At 68.3% G+C, this 17,182-nt stretch carries 16 protein-coding genes; 8 read left to right on the top strand and 8 right to left on the bottom strand.

Going from position 1 to position 17,182, the window contains the following annotated elements; translation table 11 throughout:
* The 3 genes from H5J31_RS14850 to H5J31_RS14840 form a co-directional block, all read right to left on the bottom strand.
* Positions 1–787: acyl-CoA dehydrogenase family protein (locus tag H5J31_RS14850; RefSeq protein ID WP_181773139.1), on the bottom strand; the 787-nt coding region annotated here is incomplete at its 3' end.
* 303 nt (positions 788–1,090) lie between these two features.
* Complete coding sequence (locus tag H5J31_RS14845) at positions 1,091–3,016, bottom strand: glycosyltransferase (protein WP_181773138.1); 1,926 nt, start codon at positions 3,014–3,016, stop codon at positions 1,091–1,093.
* A 26-nt stretch (positions 3,017–3,042) separates the two neighbouring features.
* Complete coding sequence (locus tag H5J31_RS14840; RefSeq protein WP_181773137.1) at positions 3,043–3,513, bottom strand: GtrA family protein; 471 nt, start codon at positions 3,511–3,513, stop codon at positions 3,043–3,045.
* A gap of 101 nt (positions 3,514–3,614) precedes the next feature.
* On the opposite strand from H5J31_RS14840, the gene H5J31_RS14835 reads away from it, so the two are divergent.
* The 7 genes from H5J31_RS14835 to H5J31_RS14805 all read left to right on the top strand — a co-directional run bounded on the left by H5J31_RS14835 (position 3,615) and on the right by H5J31_RS14805 (position 9,987).
* Positions 3,615–4,985 (top strand): FAD-binding oxidoreductase, encoded by a 1,371-nt coding sequence (locus H5J31_RS14835; protein WP_328701487.1) that lies wholly within the window; start codon positions 3,615–3,617, stop codon positions 4,983–4,985.
* Positions 4,982–5,737, top strand: coding sequence for a decaprenylphospho-beta-D-erythro-pentofuranosid-2-ulose 2-reductase (locus H5J31_RS14830; RefSeq protein ID WP_181773136.1), 756 nt, complete (start codon positions 4,982–4,984; stop codon positions 5,735–5,737). The genes H5J31_RS14835 and H5J31_RS14830 overlap by 4 nt, the downstream gene beginning before the upstream one ends.
* 85 nt (positions 5,738–5,822) lie before the next feature.
* A complete protein-coding gene (locus H5J31_RS14825; protein ID WP_181773135.1) occupies positions 5,823–6,314 on the top strand; it encodes a YbaB/EbfC family nucleoid-associated protein in 492 nt (163 codons plus the stop codon).
* Positions 6,311–7,801 carry a WXG100 family type VII secretion target gene (locus H5J31_RS14820; RefSeq protein WP_181773134.1) on the top strand — a complete coding sequence of 497 codons (1,491 nt, stop codon included), beginning with the start codon at positions 6,311–6,313 and terminating at the stop codon, positions 7,799–7,801. The genes H5J31_RS14825 and H5J31_RS14820 overlap by 4 nt, the downstream gene beginning before the upstream one ends.
* Positions 7,798–8,511 (top strand): hypothetical protein, encoded by a 714-nt coding sequence (locus tag H5J31_RS14815; RefSeq protein WP_181773133.1) that lies wholly within the window; start codon positions 7,798–7,800, stop codon positions 8,509–8,511. The genes H5J31_RS14820 and H5J31_RS14815 overlap by 4 nt, the downstream gene beginning before the upstream one ends.
* On the top strand, positions 8,511–9,104 hold the full coding sequence (locus tag H5J31_RS14810; protein ID WP_181773132.1) for a hypothetical protein: 594 nt from the start codon (positions 8,511–8,513) through the stop codon (positions 9,102–9,104). The genes H5J31_RS14815 and H5J31_RS14810 overlap by 1 nt, the downstream gene beginning before the upstream one ends.
* An 85-nt stretch (positions 9,105–9,189) precedes the next feature.
* Positions 9,190–9,987: a class I SAM-dependent methyltransferase gene (locus H5J31_RS14805; RefSeq protein WP_181773131.1), complete on the top strand. Its 798-nt coding sequence runs from the start codon at positions 9,190–9,192 to the stop codon at positions 9,985–9,987.
* On the opposite strand, the gene H5J31_RS14800 is transcribed toward H5J31_RS14805, so the two are convergent.
* From H5J31_RS14800 to glf, 5 genes are all read right to left on the bottom strand, one after another.
* A complete protein-coding gene (locus H5J31_RS14800) occupies positions 9,966–11,471 on the bottom strand; it encodes a hypothetical protein (RefSeq protein ID WP_181773130.1) in 1,506 nt (501 codons plus the stop codon). The two genes, H5J31_RS14805 and H5J31_RS14800, sit on opposite strands and share 22 nt — an antisense overlap.
* A gap of 89 nt (positions 11,472–11,560) precedes the next feature.
* Positions 11,561–12,022, bottom strand: a complete 462-nt coding sequence (locus tag H5J31_RS14795; RefSeq protein WP_181773129.1) for a hypothetical protein — start codon at positions 12,020–12,022, stop codon at positions 11,561–11,563.
* 97 nt (positions 12,023–12,119) lie between these two features.
* Complete coding sequence (locus tag H5J31_RS14790; protein ID WP_181773128.1) at positions 12,120–13,079, bottom strand: decaprenyl-phosphate phosphoribosyltransferase; 960 nt, start codon at positions 13,077–13,079, stop codon at positions 12,120–12,122.
* Complete coding sequence (locus H5J31_RS14785) at positions 13,076–13,591, bottom strand: phosphatase PAP2 family protein (RefSeq protein WP_181773127.1); 516 nt, start codon at positions 13,589–13,591, stop codon at positions 13,076–13,078. Before H5J31_RS14785 ends, H5J31_RS14790 begins: the two co-directional genes overlap by 4 nt.
* Positions 13,584–14,810: a UDP-galactopyranose mutase gene (glf, locus tag H5J31_RS14780; RefSeq protein ID WP_181773126.1), complete on the bottom strand. Its 1,227-nt coding sequence runs from the start codon at positions 14,808–14,810 to the stop codon at positions 13,584–13,586. The genes H5J31_RS14785 and glf overlap by 8 nt, the downstream gene beginning before the upstream one ends.
* Positions 14,811–14,892: 82 nt before the next feature.
* On the opposite strand from glf, the gene H5J31_RS14775 reads away from it, so the two are divergent.
* On the top strand, positions 14,893–16,902 hold the full coding sequence (locus H5J31_RS14775; protein ID WP_181773125.1) for a DUF6541 family protein: 2,010 nt from the start codon (positions 14,893–14,895) through the stop codon (positions 16,900–16,902).
* Positions 16,903–17,182 lie beyond the last annotated feature (280 nt).

Raw genomic sequence — 17,182 nt, 5'->3', positions numbered from 1 at the left:
TCTCCGCGCGGATCCCGGCGGCGACGTCGGCCCTTCCGAGCTCCTCGATGAGCCGGGCGGCGCGGGCGGCCAGGCCGAGCGGCGCGCAGCCGTTGAGGCGGGAGGGGAAGGTGTTCCCCGCGACGAACTCCGCGTGCGGGGTCTTTCCGTAGACGCGTTCGTCGGCCAGGAAGTAGCGGGTGAAACCAAGGTGCACGGTGGACGTCCCCTGCGCCGCGACGAGGTCGAGTGGCTGGACCTCCAGCTGCTCCCCCGGCACCGGGTCGATGATCGCGCTGACAACAGTGTCGCCGGTGTCGCCGGTGTCGCCGTCTCGGGCGCACAGCTGGAGCAGGTCGATGACGCCCCAGCCGCTGACGAACGGGGCCTCGCCGTCGAGCAGGTAGCCGCCCTCGACGCGCTCCGCACGCAGTCTCGGCGGGGTCGGGATCACCGCGGCGAACGCGGCGCCTGCCTTGAGTTCGCCGCTGAGCAGCGCCGGGAGGTAGCGCTCGCGCAGATCCGCGCGGTCGGTCGTGGCGAGGCCGGCGACCAGGCCGTGATGCTGGACCCAGGTGAACATCGTGCTGAGGCAGCCGCCCGCCAGGATTTCGAGGATCTGGGTGATCGTCGTCAGGTCGAGCCCGGGACCGCCTGCTTCCTTCGGCGCCGCGAGGCCGTAGAAGCCTTCGGCGGCTAACGCGTCGAAGTGGCTCGAAGGGACTTCGCCCTTGAGGTCGACCTCGGCGGCTGCGGGAAAGAGCAAGTCATCGGCGAGGGTGCGGGCTCGGGCGACCAGATCCGTCATGCGAGTAAGGCTACCCTTACTTGACCATCAGGCGACCTAGCGTCGCTAGGAAAGCTAGCGATACTAAAGGTCCCTTGCTCCCCTTTTGCTGCGGCTGAAGTGACCGATGGGGCTGGTGAGGTGACCGGCCGGGGGTCGTGAGTGGCAATTCGGGTTCTAACCCTCATTGCCACTCACGACCCCCTCGCGGCCACTCGCCTCAGTCGGCGAGCACCGGGTCGCCCCATCGAAAACTTCCCCTGAACGCTATGAACGGGTCGTTCCTTGCGAAATTTGCAAGGAACGACCCGTTCATAGCACTGCTCACAGCTCGTAGAGGCGCTTCCAGTTGTCGCGCGACGTGAGCTCGGGCATGGCGCGCTTGTACTGCTCCTGCACCGCCGCGCCCTCCTTGCGAAGCCGCTGGATCGTCTTCGCGCCCTTGCGGGCGAGCTCGAACATCTTCACGCGGTCGTACGAGCGGACCCGCACGCCTTCCTGCGAAGCGTCGGTGACGACGGCGGTGTCGAAGGTCGCGACGTGCCACCAGTGGGCCTCGTCGATCGGGATCGCGCCGAGCGAGTGACGGCTGCGGCCGAGCACCCGGTCGAGGATCCGCTTGATCAGCACCAGCCGCTGCATGCTGGGCCGCGGCGCGCTGTTGATGATGCCGATGTCGTTCGACGCGATGCCCGGGACGTCGGTGGCCTTGTGCCGCTTGGTCTCGGGGTACTCGTCGCGGATCCGGCGGATCTCCTTCATCGCGGCGACGCCGCCGTCACGCAGGACCTCCGGCCCTTCGAGGAAGTCCTCGACGGCCTTGATCAGCGTGGCGGACAGGCCGTACTGCATGCCGAGCAGGTACCGGACCAGCTGCGCGATGAGCACACGCGAGAGCAGGTTCAGGTTGAACGGCGAGTGCAGCGCGGCGGTGATGATCGAGTTCCGCAGGTTGAAGTAGCGGTGCCACTCGTCCCAGTCCTTCCAGTGGAAGTCGGCGTGCCAGACGCCGGCGCCCGGAAGGGTGACCGTGGGGAAGCCGTGCGCGCGGGCGCGGTAGCTGTACTCCGCGTCGTCCCACTGGAAGAAGAACGGCAGCGGGTAGCCCGTGGCCTTGACGACCTCGTAGGGGATCAGGCAGGACCACCAGCCGTTGTACCCGGCGTCGAGGCGGCGTTCCTGACGGTTCGGCTTGAGGGTCTCCTCGTCGACGCCGAGCAGGTCGGCGGTCGAGAGCGAGTGCGTCACCGGCTGGCCGGGCTCCAGCGTGTTCAGCCGGGCGTATTCGGCGCCGACGTGCAGCTGGTTCGGGTGCAGCAGGTTCAGCATCTGCCCGCCGACGATGACCGGGTTGACCGTGCGGTTGGAGAACGCGGTCATCCGGATCACCAGGTCCGGCTCGAGCAGCACGTCGTCGTCCATGAACAGGACGTTCGCGTGCTCGGTCTCGGTGTGCCCGGCGACCTCGAACAGGCCGCGGGTGAAGCCGCCGGCGCCGCCGAGGTTCGGCTGCTTGATGTAGTGCAGCTTGTCGCCGAGGTCCTTCGAGACCTGCTCGAAGCCGTCACGCGACTCGACGAGGTCGGTGCCCTGGTCGGCGACGTAGATCGCGTCGAGCGTCTCCAGCGAGGAGACGTCGGCGGCGAGCGCCTGCAGGTTCGACAGACAGTCGTCGGCGCGGTTCATCGTGCAGATGGTCACCGCGGTCGGGCGGATCTTCTCCGGCGCCTCGACCGTCCAGCGGACGCCCTCGACACGCAGCGACTGGCCACCCTCGGTCTCGAGGTCGAGCCAGAGCGCGCCGCCGTCGTAGAACTTGTCCAGCTTGGCGGTCAGCGTCACCTTTTTCTGCTTCGCGCCCGTGACGACCTCGGCGGCGACGACGCGCGAGTCGCCTTCGATGTCGGAGGCACCGACGGACAGCTGACCGTCACCGGTGACGACGGCCTCGACCGCGACCTCGGTGACGTCGGTCCAGCGCTGCCAGTAGCTCGCGGGGAAGCGCCCGAAATAGGTGTTGCCGGACACCTTCGACGCCGGCTCGATGGCGATGCCCGCGCGCTCGCGCACGGCACTGCCCCACTGGAGCTCGGCGTAGAGGTCCTTGCTGACGATGGGGGCCGGGCCGGCGTAAAGCCCGCGCTGCGCGGTGAGACGGCCCTGCGGGGTGCGTTCCGCGAAGCGGGTGTCGTCGATAGTGCTCACCATGGCGCTCGGGGCCTCTCCGGTGACGGCGGCTTTACCGGGCATGAATCCTCAGTTCTCCTCTGTGCTGGTCAAGACTGGGCGATGGCGCGGGGCTCACGAAAGACGACCCACTTGAGCATGACGAAATTGATCACGGTCGCGGTTGCCTGCGAAACGACCCAGCCGAAGGTCGACTTCCAGGCCGACTCGGGCAGGACGTGCAGCATCGTGCGGTTGACGCCGACGGCGACGAGGAACGTCACGGCGTACAGGAGTACGAAGCTACCGATCTGACGTGCGCCTTCCTGGCGTCCACCGGCGAAGGTGAACTTGCGGTTCAGGAAGAAGGCGGTGGTGGTGCCCACGATGAAACTGAGCGCGCGGGCGATGTCCACCCACGGCGTCGCGTCCATTCCGAGGGCACGGAGCCCCTGGTAGACACCGAAATCGACCAGTGCGCAGAAGCCACCGATGAGGGCGAAGCGGATGAGCTGCCCGAGCAGCCCAGGGGAGGACGGCGCTGCCGCCGTCGAACCGGCTTGCGGGTCGGTCGCCACCACTGCTCTACCTCATAAACTGCTGGGGCTGGTGCCCAAAGTGTAGAAGCGAGCACTTCAGGGTCACGTTCCGGGCAGTGTTCGGCGTGGTTACCCTGGTCGGCGTGACCCAAGCACCCAAGACACAGCGGCAGTCGCTCATGGGCTGGGCAAGGACCTCGCCGAGCATCGCGGACGTCCTGAGCACCCCCGACGTGGAGACCATCGCCCGCGCGGTGACGCAGGCCGGGGAACGCGGGGTCATCGCGCGCGGTCTCGGCCGGTCCTACGGCGACCCCGCGCAGAACGCCGGCGGCCTGGTCGTCGACATGACCGCGCTGGACCGCATCCACTCGATCGACCCGGACTCCGGCATCGTCGACCTCGACGCCGGCGTGAGCCTCGACAAGCTGATGCGCGAGGGCCTCCCCTACGGCCTGTGGGTCCCGGTGCTGCCGGGTACGCGCCAGGTGACGATCGGCGGCGCGATCGCGAACGACATCCACGGCAAGAACCACCACTCGGCGGGCAGCTTCGGCAACCACGTCGTCTCGCTGGACCTGATCACCGCCGACGGGCAGGTGCGCACGATCACCCCGGACGGCCCCGAGTCGGAGCTCTTCTGGGCGACCGTCGCGGGTATCGGCCTGACCGGCATCATCGTCCGCGCCAAGATCCGGATGACGAAGACGGAGACGGCCTACTTCAAGGCCGACATCCAGCGCACGGCGAACCTCGACGAGACCCTGGCGCTGGTCACCGACGGCTCCGAGGACAACTACACCTACTCGTCCGGCTGGTTCGACTCGATCTCCAGGGGCGCGAAACTCGGCCGCGCGGCCTTCCAGCGCGGCTCGCTCGCGAAGCTGGACGAGCTGCCGCCCAAGCTGCGGGCCGACCCGCTCAAGTTCAACCCGGGAACCCTCGCGACCCTGCCGGACGTGTTCCCGAACGGGCTGGCGAACAAGCTGTCGTTCTCCGCGATCGGCGAGCTGTACTACCGCAAGACCGCGAAGAACGCGCGCGACCAGATCCAGAGCCTGACCGCGTTCTACCACCCGCTCGACCTGTTCGGCGAGTGGAACCGCGCCTACGGCTCCAAGGGTTTCCTGCAGTACCAGTTCAGCACTCCGCTGAACGCGCACGAGCCGCTGCGCCGCATCATCCAGAAGGTCGCGGATTCCGGACACGTGTCGTTCCTCAACGTGTTCAAGCAGATGGGCGAGGGCAACGCGGCGCCGCTGTCGTTCCCGCACCCCGGCTGGATGGTCTGCCTCGACTTCCCGATCAAGGACGGCTTGAGCCGGTTCTGCCAGGAACTCGACGAAGACGTGCTCGCCATCGGCGGGCGCCTGTACACGGCGAAGGACTCGCGCACCTCCGCGGAGAACTTCGCGAAGATGTACCCGCGGCTCGAGGAATGGCGCAAGGTCCGCGCTTCCGTTGACCCCGAAGGCGTTTTCGCCTCTGACATGTCCCGAAGGTTGGAACTGTGATCGACGCTGTGGGCAACCCCCAGTCCCTGCTCCTGCTCGGCGGTACCTCCGACATCGCGCTCGCGATCGCGGAGAAGTACCTGGCCGAGCGCCCGCTCCGGGTCGTCCTGGCCGGCCGCCAGTCGCCGCGGCTCGACGCCGCGGCCCAGCGCCTGAAGGACAAGGGCGCCGAGGTGTCCACTGTGGACTTCGACGCGGAGGCCACCGACACCCACCCGGCTGTACTGGACAAGGCCTTCGAGGGTGGCGACATCGACGTCACCGTCGTCGCGTTCGGCCTGCTCGGCGACCAGGAAGAGCTGTGGCAGGACCACGCGAAGGCCGTCGAGGCGGCGACCGTGAACTACACGGCCGCGGTGTCCGTCGGCGTCGCGCTGTCGAACAAGCTCAAGACGCAGGGGCACGGCAAGGTCATCGCGCTGTCGTCGGTGGCCGGTGAGCGCGTCCGCCGCTCGAACTTCGTCTACGGCTCCTCCAAGGCCGGTTTCGACGGCTTCTACCTCGGCCTCGGCGAGGCCCTGGCGGAGTTCGGCGTGCAGATCACCGTCGTCCGCTCGGGCCAGGTCCGGACCAAGATGACCGAAGGCCTCAAGGACGCCCCGCTGACGGTGGACGCCGCACAGGTCGCCGAGACCTCGGTCGCCGCCTCGCGCGCGGGCAAGGAACTGGTGTGGTCGCCCGCGCCGTTCCGCCTGGTCATGTCGGCCCTGCGGCACATCCCCCGGCCGATCTTCCGGAAACTGCCGATCTAGGGAACGGCGTCGCTGCTCCGTTCGTCTCAACCCGTGCACGGACGGGGAGGGGGTCTCCCCTTCGTTCACGGGTTGAGAGGAATCGATGGCTGACCAGGAAGCCAAGCTCGACGCGGCCATCCGGTCGTTTCAAGAGCAGGCCGCCAAGGCCGCGGAGCTGAAGGACAAGATCGCCGGATTGCGCGGATCCGCGCGCAACGCCGACGGTTCGGTGACGGTGACCGTCGCCCCGTCGGGCGCGCTGCTGGGACTCCAGCTGTCTCCCAGGGCGATGAACCGCTCGCACACCGCGCTGCAGCAGGAGATCCTGACCGCGATCAGGGAAGCCACGCAGCAGGCGGCGGCCGCGATGCAGCAGGCCGTCCAGCCGATCCTCGGCGACCGCGCGGAACAGTTCAAAGAGGCGTTCAACGCCCATGTCGAGCCGCTCGGGCCGAGCGCTCCCCCGCCCGCGGAATCCCTCGCCGGGCCGGCCTCTCCTGTTCAGCAGCAGCCCGTCCGCACCCAGCGTCCGGCTCGTCCGGCACCCACCGAGGACGACGACTTCGGCGGCCCGATCCTGCGGAGGGACTCATGACCGGCTTCGGTGTACAGACGGAAGCGCTCACCGCGCACGCGACAGGGTCCAAAGAGGCGTCGGGGAACTTCGGCAGCCTCGCGAGCCTGCTGGAGCAGGCCAGGGTCTCGGACGACTGCTTCGGCCCGCTCGGTGAGCTGATGGCGTTCAAGTACTTCGAAGGTCTGCAGGAATGCCAGGACCTCGCCGAGCAGGCGAAGTCCTTCATGGACCAGATCGCCGACAAGACCACCACCGCGGCGAAGACCTATGTCGACCACAACCAGGGCACCGCCGAGGTCATCACCGGCCTCGGCGCCGGCCTGGACGACGGCGGCAGCGGGCCCGGCAGCCTGAGTGACGTCAACAGCGCGGGCGATTCGAACCGCAAGGGATTCTGGGAGCAGAACGGCGGCTACGGCAGCTCGTGGATCAGCACGTCCTCCGAGGTGTCCAGGGCGAGCAGCCCGCCGGACGTCGCGATCGCGGCCGTGCACGCGCGGATGGAACAGCTGCAGCTCGTGACGAGCCCCGGCCAGTCCTTTTTGGACAACGGACTCGGCTTCCTGATCGGGATCGTGATCAGCCCGCTGGTCGAACTGGTGCTGGAGCCGGCGATCGGCGATCCCGAGCAGATGCGCAGCACCGCCAAGGGCTGGGAGCAGACCGCGAAGTGGCTCGACGGCGTCGCCGAGCACGAGCAGAAGCGGGCGGAAGCGACCAAGGAACCCTGGAAGGGCGACGCCGGTGAGGCGTTCCGCAGCCAGATGACCGAGTTCTCGGGCGGCGCCAAGGCGTTCGCGAACGACGTCCGCGGGCTGCAGCAGATCCTGGAGATCGCCGCCGACCTGTTCGACGCGTTCGTCGAGATCGTCATCGACATCATCGGAGAACTGGTGATGGGCCTGATCATCGAGTGGCTGGCCGCGCTGGCCGCCTCGTGGATCACGGCGGGCGCCTCGGTCGGCGCGGCGGGTGCGGCCACGGCCGGCCAGGTCGCGGTGACCGGCGGACGGCTCGGGATGAAGGTCAAGCAGCTGCTCGGCAAGCTCAAGCCGCTGATCGAGAAGCTCGAAGACATCCTGAAGATGCTCCGTAACGGTCCGCTGAAGAAGGTCGTCGAGCGCGCCGAGGGCCTGCGCGACGGCAACTGGCTCCAGAAGCGGCTCGCCGACCAGATCGACAAGAACCCGCTGGCCAAGATCGTCACGAAGGCCAACCCCACGACCGGGGCCTCCAAGACCGCCAACAGGTTCGCCGACCGGTTCGGCGTCGGCGGCGAGGGCTCGGACGCGCTCACCACGAACCTCACCGAGGCCGGGCTGCGCGCGATGGGCATGAGCGGGACGACCAGCGTCGGCAAGGCCGCCTTCCGCGGCAGTGCCGGTAACCTGGCCGAACTGGGCGTCGAGCAGGGCGTCAAGGCGGGCTACAACGAATCGCAGGATTCGTCGTCCGAGGAAGAGCGCCGTGCGGCGACCGACAGAGGGTTCACGATCGAAGAATGAATCTCGGCTACCCGCTCGGGGCGGCGTCGCAGGCCCTGCCCTCGCTGCACCCGGGCGAACGGTTGCTGTGGGCCGCGTACGGCCGGACGTTGAACTACGACGTACGCGGCCTCGACCCGTGGGGTGTGCCGAAGAAGAGCGTACTGGGCAAACTCGGCTCGGGTGCGGCGAACTTCGCGGGGGACATGGTCGGCGCGGCGCTGGGCGGGGGTGACGACAGCGGCGCGTCGAATCCGCCGTCGCCGCAGGTCATCGTGTTCGGTGAGCAGGGCGGCTTGGCGCATACGACGGTGCGGGACCTGTCCACCAGCGGCTCACTGTCGCGGCTCTGGGCGCTGACCAGCGCGCGGCTGCTGGTGCTGGAGAAGGTCGTCACGCCGGAGCCGGAGAAGGCCGCCGAGAAGTCGTTCATGTCGAAGGCGATCGGCTTCGGCAAGGGCGTGGTCAAGACCGGCAAGGAGATCGCCGCGATCATGACCACGAAGACGTACGGCGAGAACGCCGAGGGCGTCCCGATCGCGCGGCACGAGATGGTCCCCTGCGCCGAGATCCCGCGCGAGCGGATCGGCGGTTTCGCGGTGGCGGAGCGCGGCAAGAAACGGGTTCCCTGCCTTCGCGCGTCCTTTGTGGACGGATCAGGGATGGATTTCCTGTTCGACTGCGACGATCCCCGGCAGTTCGCCTGGCTCTACTCGGTGACGGTGAGCTGATGGAGAACACTCTTCCCATGGCGACGTCCGTCGACGAGATCGTCGAGCGGGAACTGCACCAGTACTGGCTCGCTCCCGGCGAGCGCCTGATCATCGGCTGCCCGCCCGCGCACGGTTACGTGGGCCTGTTGCTGGACGGAAAGCTCTCGCTGTCCTACGAGGCGGCTCGGGAAACCCCTGCGGTGACCGGGAAAACGCGGTGGCCACTCCCCGCTCCGGACGTACTCGAAGCCGACTGGACCGACGACCCGACGATCGCCTACTGGATCATCGCGCGGTCGGCGGAGCAGACCGCGGTGCGGATCGCGGACCACCTGGCCGGTGGTCGCGGCGAGGCACGGCTGACGCTGTCCGACCGGCGGCTGGCCCTCGTGTACCCGGCGCGGATGCTGGAGGGCGAGGATCCCGCCCAGCCGTTCCGGACCTTCGACGAGATGCCGTCGAGCGTGGTGCGTTCGGTGGGCGCGGTCTACCTGGGGCGGAGCTTCCCCGCACGGCCGGTGCTGCAGTTCGTCTTCGCGGATGGCTCCGTGGTCTTCCAACGGGACATGCTGGCCGTCACCAAAGCCGCCCGGGCGGACTCGCGCCGCTGACCCCGGCCGCATTTCGTCCTCTGGTTGCGGTAGTTGCACGCGCAAGGACCGCAACCAGAGGACTAAATGCGGGACACTGGAGGCCATGGGGAGAAAGCGGCTCGACACGCATCAGGGCAGGCACCTCTTCGGCCAGGATCCCGAGTCCTACGACGCCGGGCGCCCCGACTACCCGGACCGCGTCTACGAGATCCTCGCCACCCACTGCGGCCTCGGCCCCGGTGCCCGGGTCGTCGAGATCGGACCGGCGACCGGCCTGGTCACCGCCCGGCTGCTCGCGCACCAGGCCACGGTCACCGCCGTCGAACCCAGCGCTCCCCTGGCCGACTTCCTCCGCGTCGCGCACCCGACGGAAGCCCTCGAAGTCGTCACCGCCCCGTTCGAAGACGCCGAACTCCCCGACGATGCCTACGACCTCGCGGTGGCGGCCACGTCCTTCCACTGGGTCGAGCCCGACGTCGGCGCCGCGAAGCTGCGTCGGATCGTCAAACCGGGCGGGCAGATCGCGCTCTGGTGGATGATGTTCGAGGATCCGGCCCGGCCGCACGAGTTCGACACGGCCGCCGAGGAGATCCTCGGGATGTCACCGGGGACCGTGATGGATCCGGGCGGGCCGCCGTTCCAGCTGGACGTGGACGCCCATCGCGAGTACCTGACCGCCGCGGGGTTCACCGGCTTCGCCAGCGAAGTGATCCGCTCCGAGACACGGATGGACGCCGCCCGGCTGCGCACGTTGTACGCCTCGATGGCGCTCGTGCTCAGTCATCCGCCGGAAGAGCGCGTGCGCCTGCTCGACGCCATCGAGAACCTGGTCCACGACCGCTTCGGCGGTGAGGTCGTCCGCCCGTTCGTGACGGGGTTCTACCGCGCGGGCACCAGGTAGAGCTTCTGCGTGCCCATCCACGGTGAGCTGATCGTCCAGCTGGCCAGCGCGTTCGGCGGTGGTGCCTTCCGGGTGGTGGCCAGCACCAGATCCGGGGTCGCGGGCGGGACGCTGTGGTCGAAGAACCGGAAGTTCGCTTCCAGCAACGCCTTGCCGAGGTCACCGCTGCGGCTCTTCGTCTCGGTGATCGCCGGATCCACCGAGCCGCGGTCGGAGAACTGGTCGACGATGTCGCAATCGCAGGCATAGGCGAGCGCGCCGACCTCACCGGCGCTTTCCACCTTGCGTCCCTTGGTCAGTTCGGCCAGTTGCGAGCCGATCTCGCGGTACTCGTCGGACGCGGCGTGGTTGCTGGTGATCGGCGCGAACCGGCGCGGCAGTTCCGGCGTCGCGTACGAGACGACGCTCGCGAGCAGGAACGCGCCGGCGAGGATCCCCGCCCCGAGGCGGGCCCGGCCGGGCACCGCGCAGGCAGCGGCGGCGAGGAAGATCGTCGCACCGATGATGCTCGGCGCGTAGTACCAGTGATACGGCGGGACGTTCAGCCAGCAATACGCCAGATAGTGCGTCGCACCGGCGATCGCCAGCGTCGCGAACGGCGCCAGCCGCTTCGCGCGGTCCGAGCCGCGCCGGTAGTGGAATGTCCACAGTAGACCAGCGAGGCCGCCGATCACGAGTGGCAGAAACGAAAGTGTCGCCGCCTCGGGGAAATTGCGCCAGTACAGCAGCGGCCCGTTGGTGAAACTGAACGGTCCCCAAGAACGCTGCATGATCTTGATGACCAGGGTGTCCGGCACCGCCGAGCCCAGCACCAGCCAGCTGAACAGGAACCACGGCAGCATCACCGCGAGCGCGGCGAACGTCATCCGCCAGATGCCCACCCAGAACTCGCGGCGCGCGAGGAACAGCACGAACGCGATCAGCAGCAGGTCGATCCGGATCAGCGCGATCAGGCCGATCACCGCACCCGCGGCGGCGGGACGGCGTTCGTGCAGGAACACCATCAGCCAGACGACGGCGGCCGCGCCGAGGGCGACCTCGAGGCCGACCGAGGAGATCAGCAGCGGGTTCACCAGCATCAGGCCGAGGGCGAGCGGGGCGAACCCGGCGGGGAGGCCGGTCGCGGCGCCGATGCGCCGCAGGCCGAGGACGAGGGCCACCTGACTCGCGACGAAGACGATCCCGGCGGCGAAGACGGCGTCTCGGACGATGAACGTGACGAGACCCAGCGCGAGGACGTTCAGCGGCGACGTCGCGGTGTTGGCGGTGCCGTCCTCGATCAGGCCCCAATGGCCGTGGAAGGCGAGGTTCTTCGCATACGACAGCGTGATGTACGTGTCGTCGATCAAATGCCCGCTGACCAGCACGAACACCAGTGCCGACACCACCGCCGCCCCGGCGGGAAGCACCCAGGGGCGGGCGAGGACGGCGGCCACCGGCAGCGCACCGGGGGCCTTGGGCAGTTCAGCGGAGGCGCTTCGCATCACGAATACCGTACACGGTCCCGTGATGATTCCGTTATCTACCGTCCGTGGGACCCGTCACGCCCGGCGGTCCCACGGACGGATGATGCTCAGTTACCGCCGTTACGCGGACCGCGTTCGCCGGGGCCGTCACGGAAGTCGCGATGCGGGCCATGCCCGTCCGGGCCGCGGTACTCGCGGGAGAAACCGGGCCGGTCGCCGTGCCTGCCGCCGTCACGGGACGCGAGTCCGACGGCGGTGCCGATGATCCCGCCGCCGAGGACGAACCCGAGGACGCCGACCGCGACCAGCTGAGTGGCCCTGGCCGCGGCGAACCGGCGGAAACCGCCCTTCCTGGGCGGCTGAACGGCCGCAGGAGGCACGGCCGCGGCCGGAGACGGTCCGGTGGGCGGCGGTGCCGTTGAGGATCGAGGCGGCCCCGCGGGTGCGGCGGCCGGGGTTTCAGCGGTGGTCTCGGCGGGCTTCTCGGTCTTCGCGGCCTCGTCCGCACTCACCGCGGGCTGTTCGACCGTCTTGTCGTCGTCACCGGACGGCCGCTGCGGGTCGCTCATCTTTCGCTCCTAGGTCGATGGGAGCGGGTATGTCACCCGCCCCCATCACCGAGGATGCGTGCGCAACCTGTGGATGCGCTGTGCTGAAGCTGTCTAATCAGAGATAGAACGACAGGAACAACGTGACGACCCAGCTTGCGCCGAGTACCTGGAGCACGCGGTCCTTGAGCGCGATCTCCTCCGGCTCGCCCGCGTTGCCGCCGTCGACGTCGACGGCGTAGCGCAGGACGGCCACCACGAACGGCACCATCGAGACGACCGCCCAGACCGAGTCGTGCTCGACCTGGCGGATCTCGAAGGCCCACAGGCAGTACGACATGATCAGGATCGCCGCGGACGTCGCCCACACGAACCGCAGGTAGCTCGCCGAGTACTTCTTCAGCGAAGACCGGATCTTCGCCCCAGTCCGTTCGAAGAGCATGATCTCGGCGTAGCGCTTACCGGCCACCATGAACAGCGAACCGAACGCCGTGACCAGCAGGAACCACTGCGAAAGTGCGATACCGGCGGCCACACCACCGGCGATCGACCGCATCAGGAAGCCCGAGCCGACGATGGCCAGGTCGACCACCGGCTGGTGCTTGAGCCCGAAGCAGTAGCCGAGCTGGACGGCCTCGTAGACCGCCAGCACGACCGCGAGCTGCCAGCTGGCGAGGAACGAGATGCCGAGGCCGGCGGCGAAGAAGAAGCCCGCCGCGACGAAGGCCACCGGGACCGGCACGATCCCGGCCGCGATCGGCCGGTTCCGCTTGGTCGGGTGGGCCTTGTCCGCCTCGACGTCGATCGCGTCGTTGATGAGATAGACCGAGGAGGCCACCAGCGAGAACGCCGCGAAGGCGATCACCGCGGCGATCAGCAGGCCGGTCCGGTCCGTCGACTTGGAGAAAGCGAAGAACGGTGCGGCGAACACCAGCACGTTCTTCACCCACTGGCGCGGGCGTGCCGTCTTGATGATGCCGCCGACGAGACCGCCGGCGACCTTCTTCGGTTCGGCGGCCTCGGCCACGGGATCTACGTCGTCAGGCTTGGAATCGGCCTTCTCGGTCGTTTCGCTCATCGTCGCTTCAGCTTCCTACGTATCAAGCCGCCGACTATGCCCCCAAGGGCCGCTCCGGCCAGAACGTCGGTCGGGTAGTGGACACCGAGCACGAGCCGGGAGGCCAGCATCGGCGGTACCAGGGCCGGGACCAGGTTACGCCCGGTCAATCCGGAGTAGAGCACCGCCGCCGCCGTAGTGGAGGTCGCGTGCGACGACGGGAAGCTCAGCTTGCTCGGCGTCGAGACCAGGACCTCGACGCTTCCGTGGTCCGGTCGCGGCCGCCTGACCACGCGCTTCACCGCGATCGACGCGGCGTGCGCGCCGACGACGCCGGCCGCCGCGATCAGCCAGTCCTTGCGGCGCTTCTTGTCGACCGCGGCCCCGACGAGGCCCAGCGCGAACCACCCCGCGCTGTGCTCGCCGAAGTGCGAAAGACCCCGTGCCGCCTTGACGGTGACGTCACTCTTCAGGACGCCCTGTGCCTTCGCGAGAACCGCCACCTCGCCCGTGGGTGCGCCCTTCTCAAGCATCGAGGGACCCATCGAGAGGCGCGCCATCGGTCAGGTGCGGCGCGATCTTGTTGTCGAACGCGGACAGCGCCGAGCCGATGGCCATGTGCATGTCGAGGTACTTGTAGGTGCCCAGGCGTCCACCGAAGAGGACGTTGCGCTCCTTGGCCTCTTTCTTGGCCAGCTCGCGGTAGGCCTCGAGCTTCTCGCGGTTGTCCGGGGTGTTGATCGGGTAGTACGGCTCGTCGGTCTCACCGGCGAAGCGGGAGTACTCGCGGAACACGACCGTCTTGTCGTTCGGGTAGTGCTTGCGCTCCGGGTGGAAGTGCCGGAACTCGATGATCCGGGTGTAGGGCACTTCTTCGTCGTTGTAGTTGACGACCGAGGTTCCCTGGAAGTCACCGGTCTCGACGACCTCGGACTCGAAGTCCACCGTGCGCCAGGTGAACCGGCCCTCGGAGTAGCCGAAGTAGCGGTCCAGCGGCCCGGTGTAGACGGTCGGGGTGCCGGCGGGGATGTGCTCGCGGACGTCGAAGTAGTCGACGTTCAGCCGCACCTCGATGTTCTCGTGCTCGGCCATCTTCTCGAGCCACGCGGTGTAGCCGTCGACCGGCAGACCCTCGTAGGTGTCGTTGAAGTACCGGTTGTCGAAGGTGTAGCGGACCGGGAGCCGGGTGATGATGTCGGCGCCGAGGTTCTTCGGGTCGTTCTCCCACTGCTTGGCCGTGTAGCCGCGGATGAACGCCTCGTACAGCGGGCGGCCGACCAGCGAGATCGCCTTCTCTTCGAGGTTCTGCGCGTTCGCGGTCTCGAACTCCGACGACTGCTTGGCGATCAGTTCACGGGCCTCGTCCGGCGTGTGCGACTTCCCGAAGAACTCGTTGATCAGGCCGAGGTTCATCGGGAAGGAGTAGACCTGCTCCTTGACCTTGGCGAAGACCCGGTGCTGGTAGCCGGTGAACTCGGTGAAGCGGTTGACGTACTCCCACACGCGCTTGTTCGAGGTGTGGAACAGGTGCGCACCATAGCGGTGCACCTCGATCCCGGTCTCGGGCTCGGCTTCGGAGTAGGCGTTGCCACCGAGGTGGTGGCGCCGCTCCAGCACGAGGACCTTCTTGCCGAGCTCGGCCGCGGCCCGTTCGGCCACGGTCAGCCCGAAGAAACCGGACCCGACCACGATGAGGTCGTAGCCGGTGAAATCGGCTTCAGTAATCTTGTCGGGGTTCGTGTGCGCGCTCACGGGCATCGAGGGTACGCAGGTCACCTCCGTGCCCTGCACCGAGCACCGGTTTTCACCTTCGACAGACACATTTTAGGAAGCAGTGCCTACTCCGGACACCTTTTGGTCGTACTTCGGTGCGACCGTCACCTACCTGGCAGTGCTGGCGATCCCCGGCGGGCTCGTCGGCCGGGCCTCCGGCCTGCGCGGCTGGGCCCTGGCAGGGCTGGCCCCGCTGCTGTCGTACACGGTAACCGGACTGGCCGGTCCGTGGCTGGCACTCGCCGGTGTGTCGTACAACCCGCTGACCGTGGCAGGCGTCACGGCCGTGCTCGCCGGCATCGGCTTCGGTCTGCGAAAGCTCGGGCAGAGCCGCGGCTGGATCAAGTCGGACGCCGAAGAGCCGCCGACGAAGTGGCACCCTCGCGCGCACTACGCCGTCGCGGCGTGTGTGGCGCTCGCCGTCGGGATCTCGATCCTCGTGGTGCTCTCGGCCCGCGGCGGGACGACGGCGGTGTTCCAGCGCTGGGACACCGTGTTCCACGCGAACGGCATCCGCTACATCGCCGAGAGCGGCGACGGCTCGCTGACCGGCATGGGCACCATCAACTGGTACCCGGACGGCTCGTTCTATCCGAACGCGTATCACCTGGTCGGCTCGCTCGTGTACTCGATTTCGGGTACGACGATCCCGGTCACGCTGAACGCCATCACGATGCCGGTCGCCGGGATCTTCGCGCTGGCGATGGTCGCGCTGATCCGCCAGCTCGGCGGGCGCGCGGTGTTCGCGGGCTGCACGGCCCTGGTGGCCGCCGCGGCGACCACGGGCGCGTACGAGTCGGTGTCCAGCGGGCTGCTGCCGTTCGCGCTGGGGATCGTGCTGACGCCGCTGGCCGTGGTCGCGCTGGCCCGCTTCCTCGCGCGGCCGGGCCTCGACACCGGCTACGTGCTCGCGCTGACCGCCGTCGGACTGCTCGCGGCGCACTCGTCCGCACTGTTCGGCGCGCTGCTGTTCGCCTTCCCGCTGGTCGTGCAGCGCTGGTACCGCGCGCTGCGGCACAAACCGCTCGACGGCGTCCCCGAAGGCCGCGGCGGACTGCGGATCATCGGCGGCGACGTCGTCAAGATGGTGCCGGTGATGCTGGCGAGCGGACTGCTCGCGGCCCCGCACATCCTCGGTGCGCTGAAATTCACTTCGGGTTCATATCCGTACTACGCCTGGGGCTCGGAACTGCCGGTGGTGAAGTCGCTGGGCCTGCTGGTGACCTTCCGGCAGGTGCTGAGCGCGCCGCAGGTGTGGCTGACGGTGCTGCTGGCCATCGGCGTCCTGAGCCTGTTCCGGCTCGGACGGATGCGCTGGATCGGACTCGCCGCGCTCGGCTTCTCGGCACTGTTCGTGCTGGTCGCCTCGTTCGGCGCCGAACCGTGGGTGGTCTCGCTGTCACGGCCGTGGTGGAACGACCGGTACCGGCTGATGGCGCTCGCCGCGATCCCGCTGTGCCTGCTCGCCGGGCACGGGATGGCCGAACTGCAGCGCTGGTTCGCGAAATGGGCGAGCGGCCGCTCCTGGGTGAAGAACCGGCCCGCCCTGCCCGCGCGGCTCGGGCTGGCGACCGCGGTGTTCGTCGTGGCCGCGTCGGCCGTGCTGACCAAGGGCTTCTACACCGAGTCGAACGCGCACGCGGTGTCGTTCCTCTACTACAACGGCCCCGAAGGCGAGGTCACCCCGCCGGTCAGCGCCGACGAACTCGCCGCGATGAACGAACTCACCAAAATGAACATCGGGCCGAACGAGAAGGTGCTCAACGAGCGCTTCGACGGGACGGCCTGGCTGTACGCCATCACCGGCATCCACCCGGTCGCCGGACACTACGACCCGGGCGTACCGCCACCGGACGCGAAATACCTGGCGCTGCACTTCCGCGACTACGACACGGACCCCGAGGTGCAGGCAGCGGTGCAGCGACTGGGCATCAAGCACGTGCTGATCGGGAGTACCCCGATCAAGATCGGCGAACCGCCGGCGCCGGGGCTGCGGGATCTGGACGGGCTGAACTTCCTGCGGAAGGACTTCAGCAACCCGGGCGCGACGATCTACACCCTGACTCGCTAGCGGCGCTGACTGCGCTGACTCGCTTCTCGCGTTCCGCCGCGTGCTATGAACGGCTCGTTACTTGCAAATTTTGCAAGTAACGAGCCGTTCAGGAGGTCGTGAGGCCAGCTGTTTCGCGTGTCCGGAGGGACGGCACGCGTGATCAGACGGACGGCAGGCGTGATCAGACGGACGACACGCGTGATCCGGCGGACGGCACGAGGCCGAAAGATAAAGGCTCGCGTGGTCGCGGACTGCCCCTGCCGCGACCACGCGAGCCTTAGTCCCCCATTCACCCCCG

The sequence above is a fragment of the Amycolatopsis pittospori genome, assembly GCF_013870525.1.
GTDB lineage: Bacteria > Actinomycetota > Actinomycetes > Mycobacteriales > Pseudonocardiaceae > Amycolatopsis > Amycolatopsis pittospori.
This window is presented reverse-complemented; position numbering and strand designations above follow the sequence as displayed.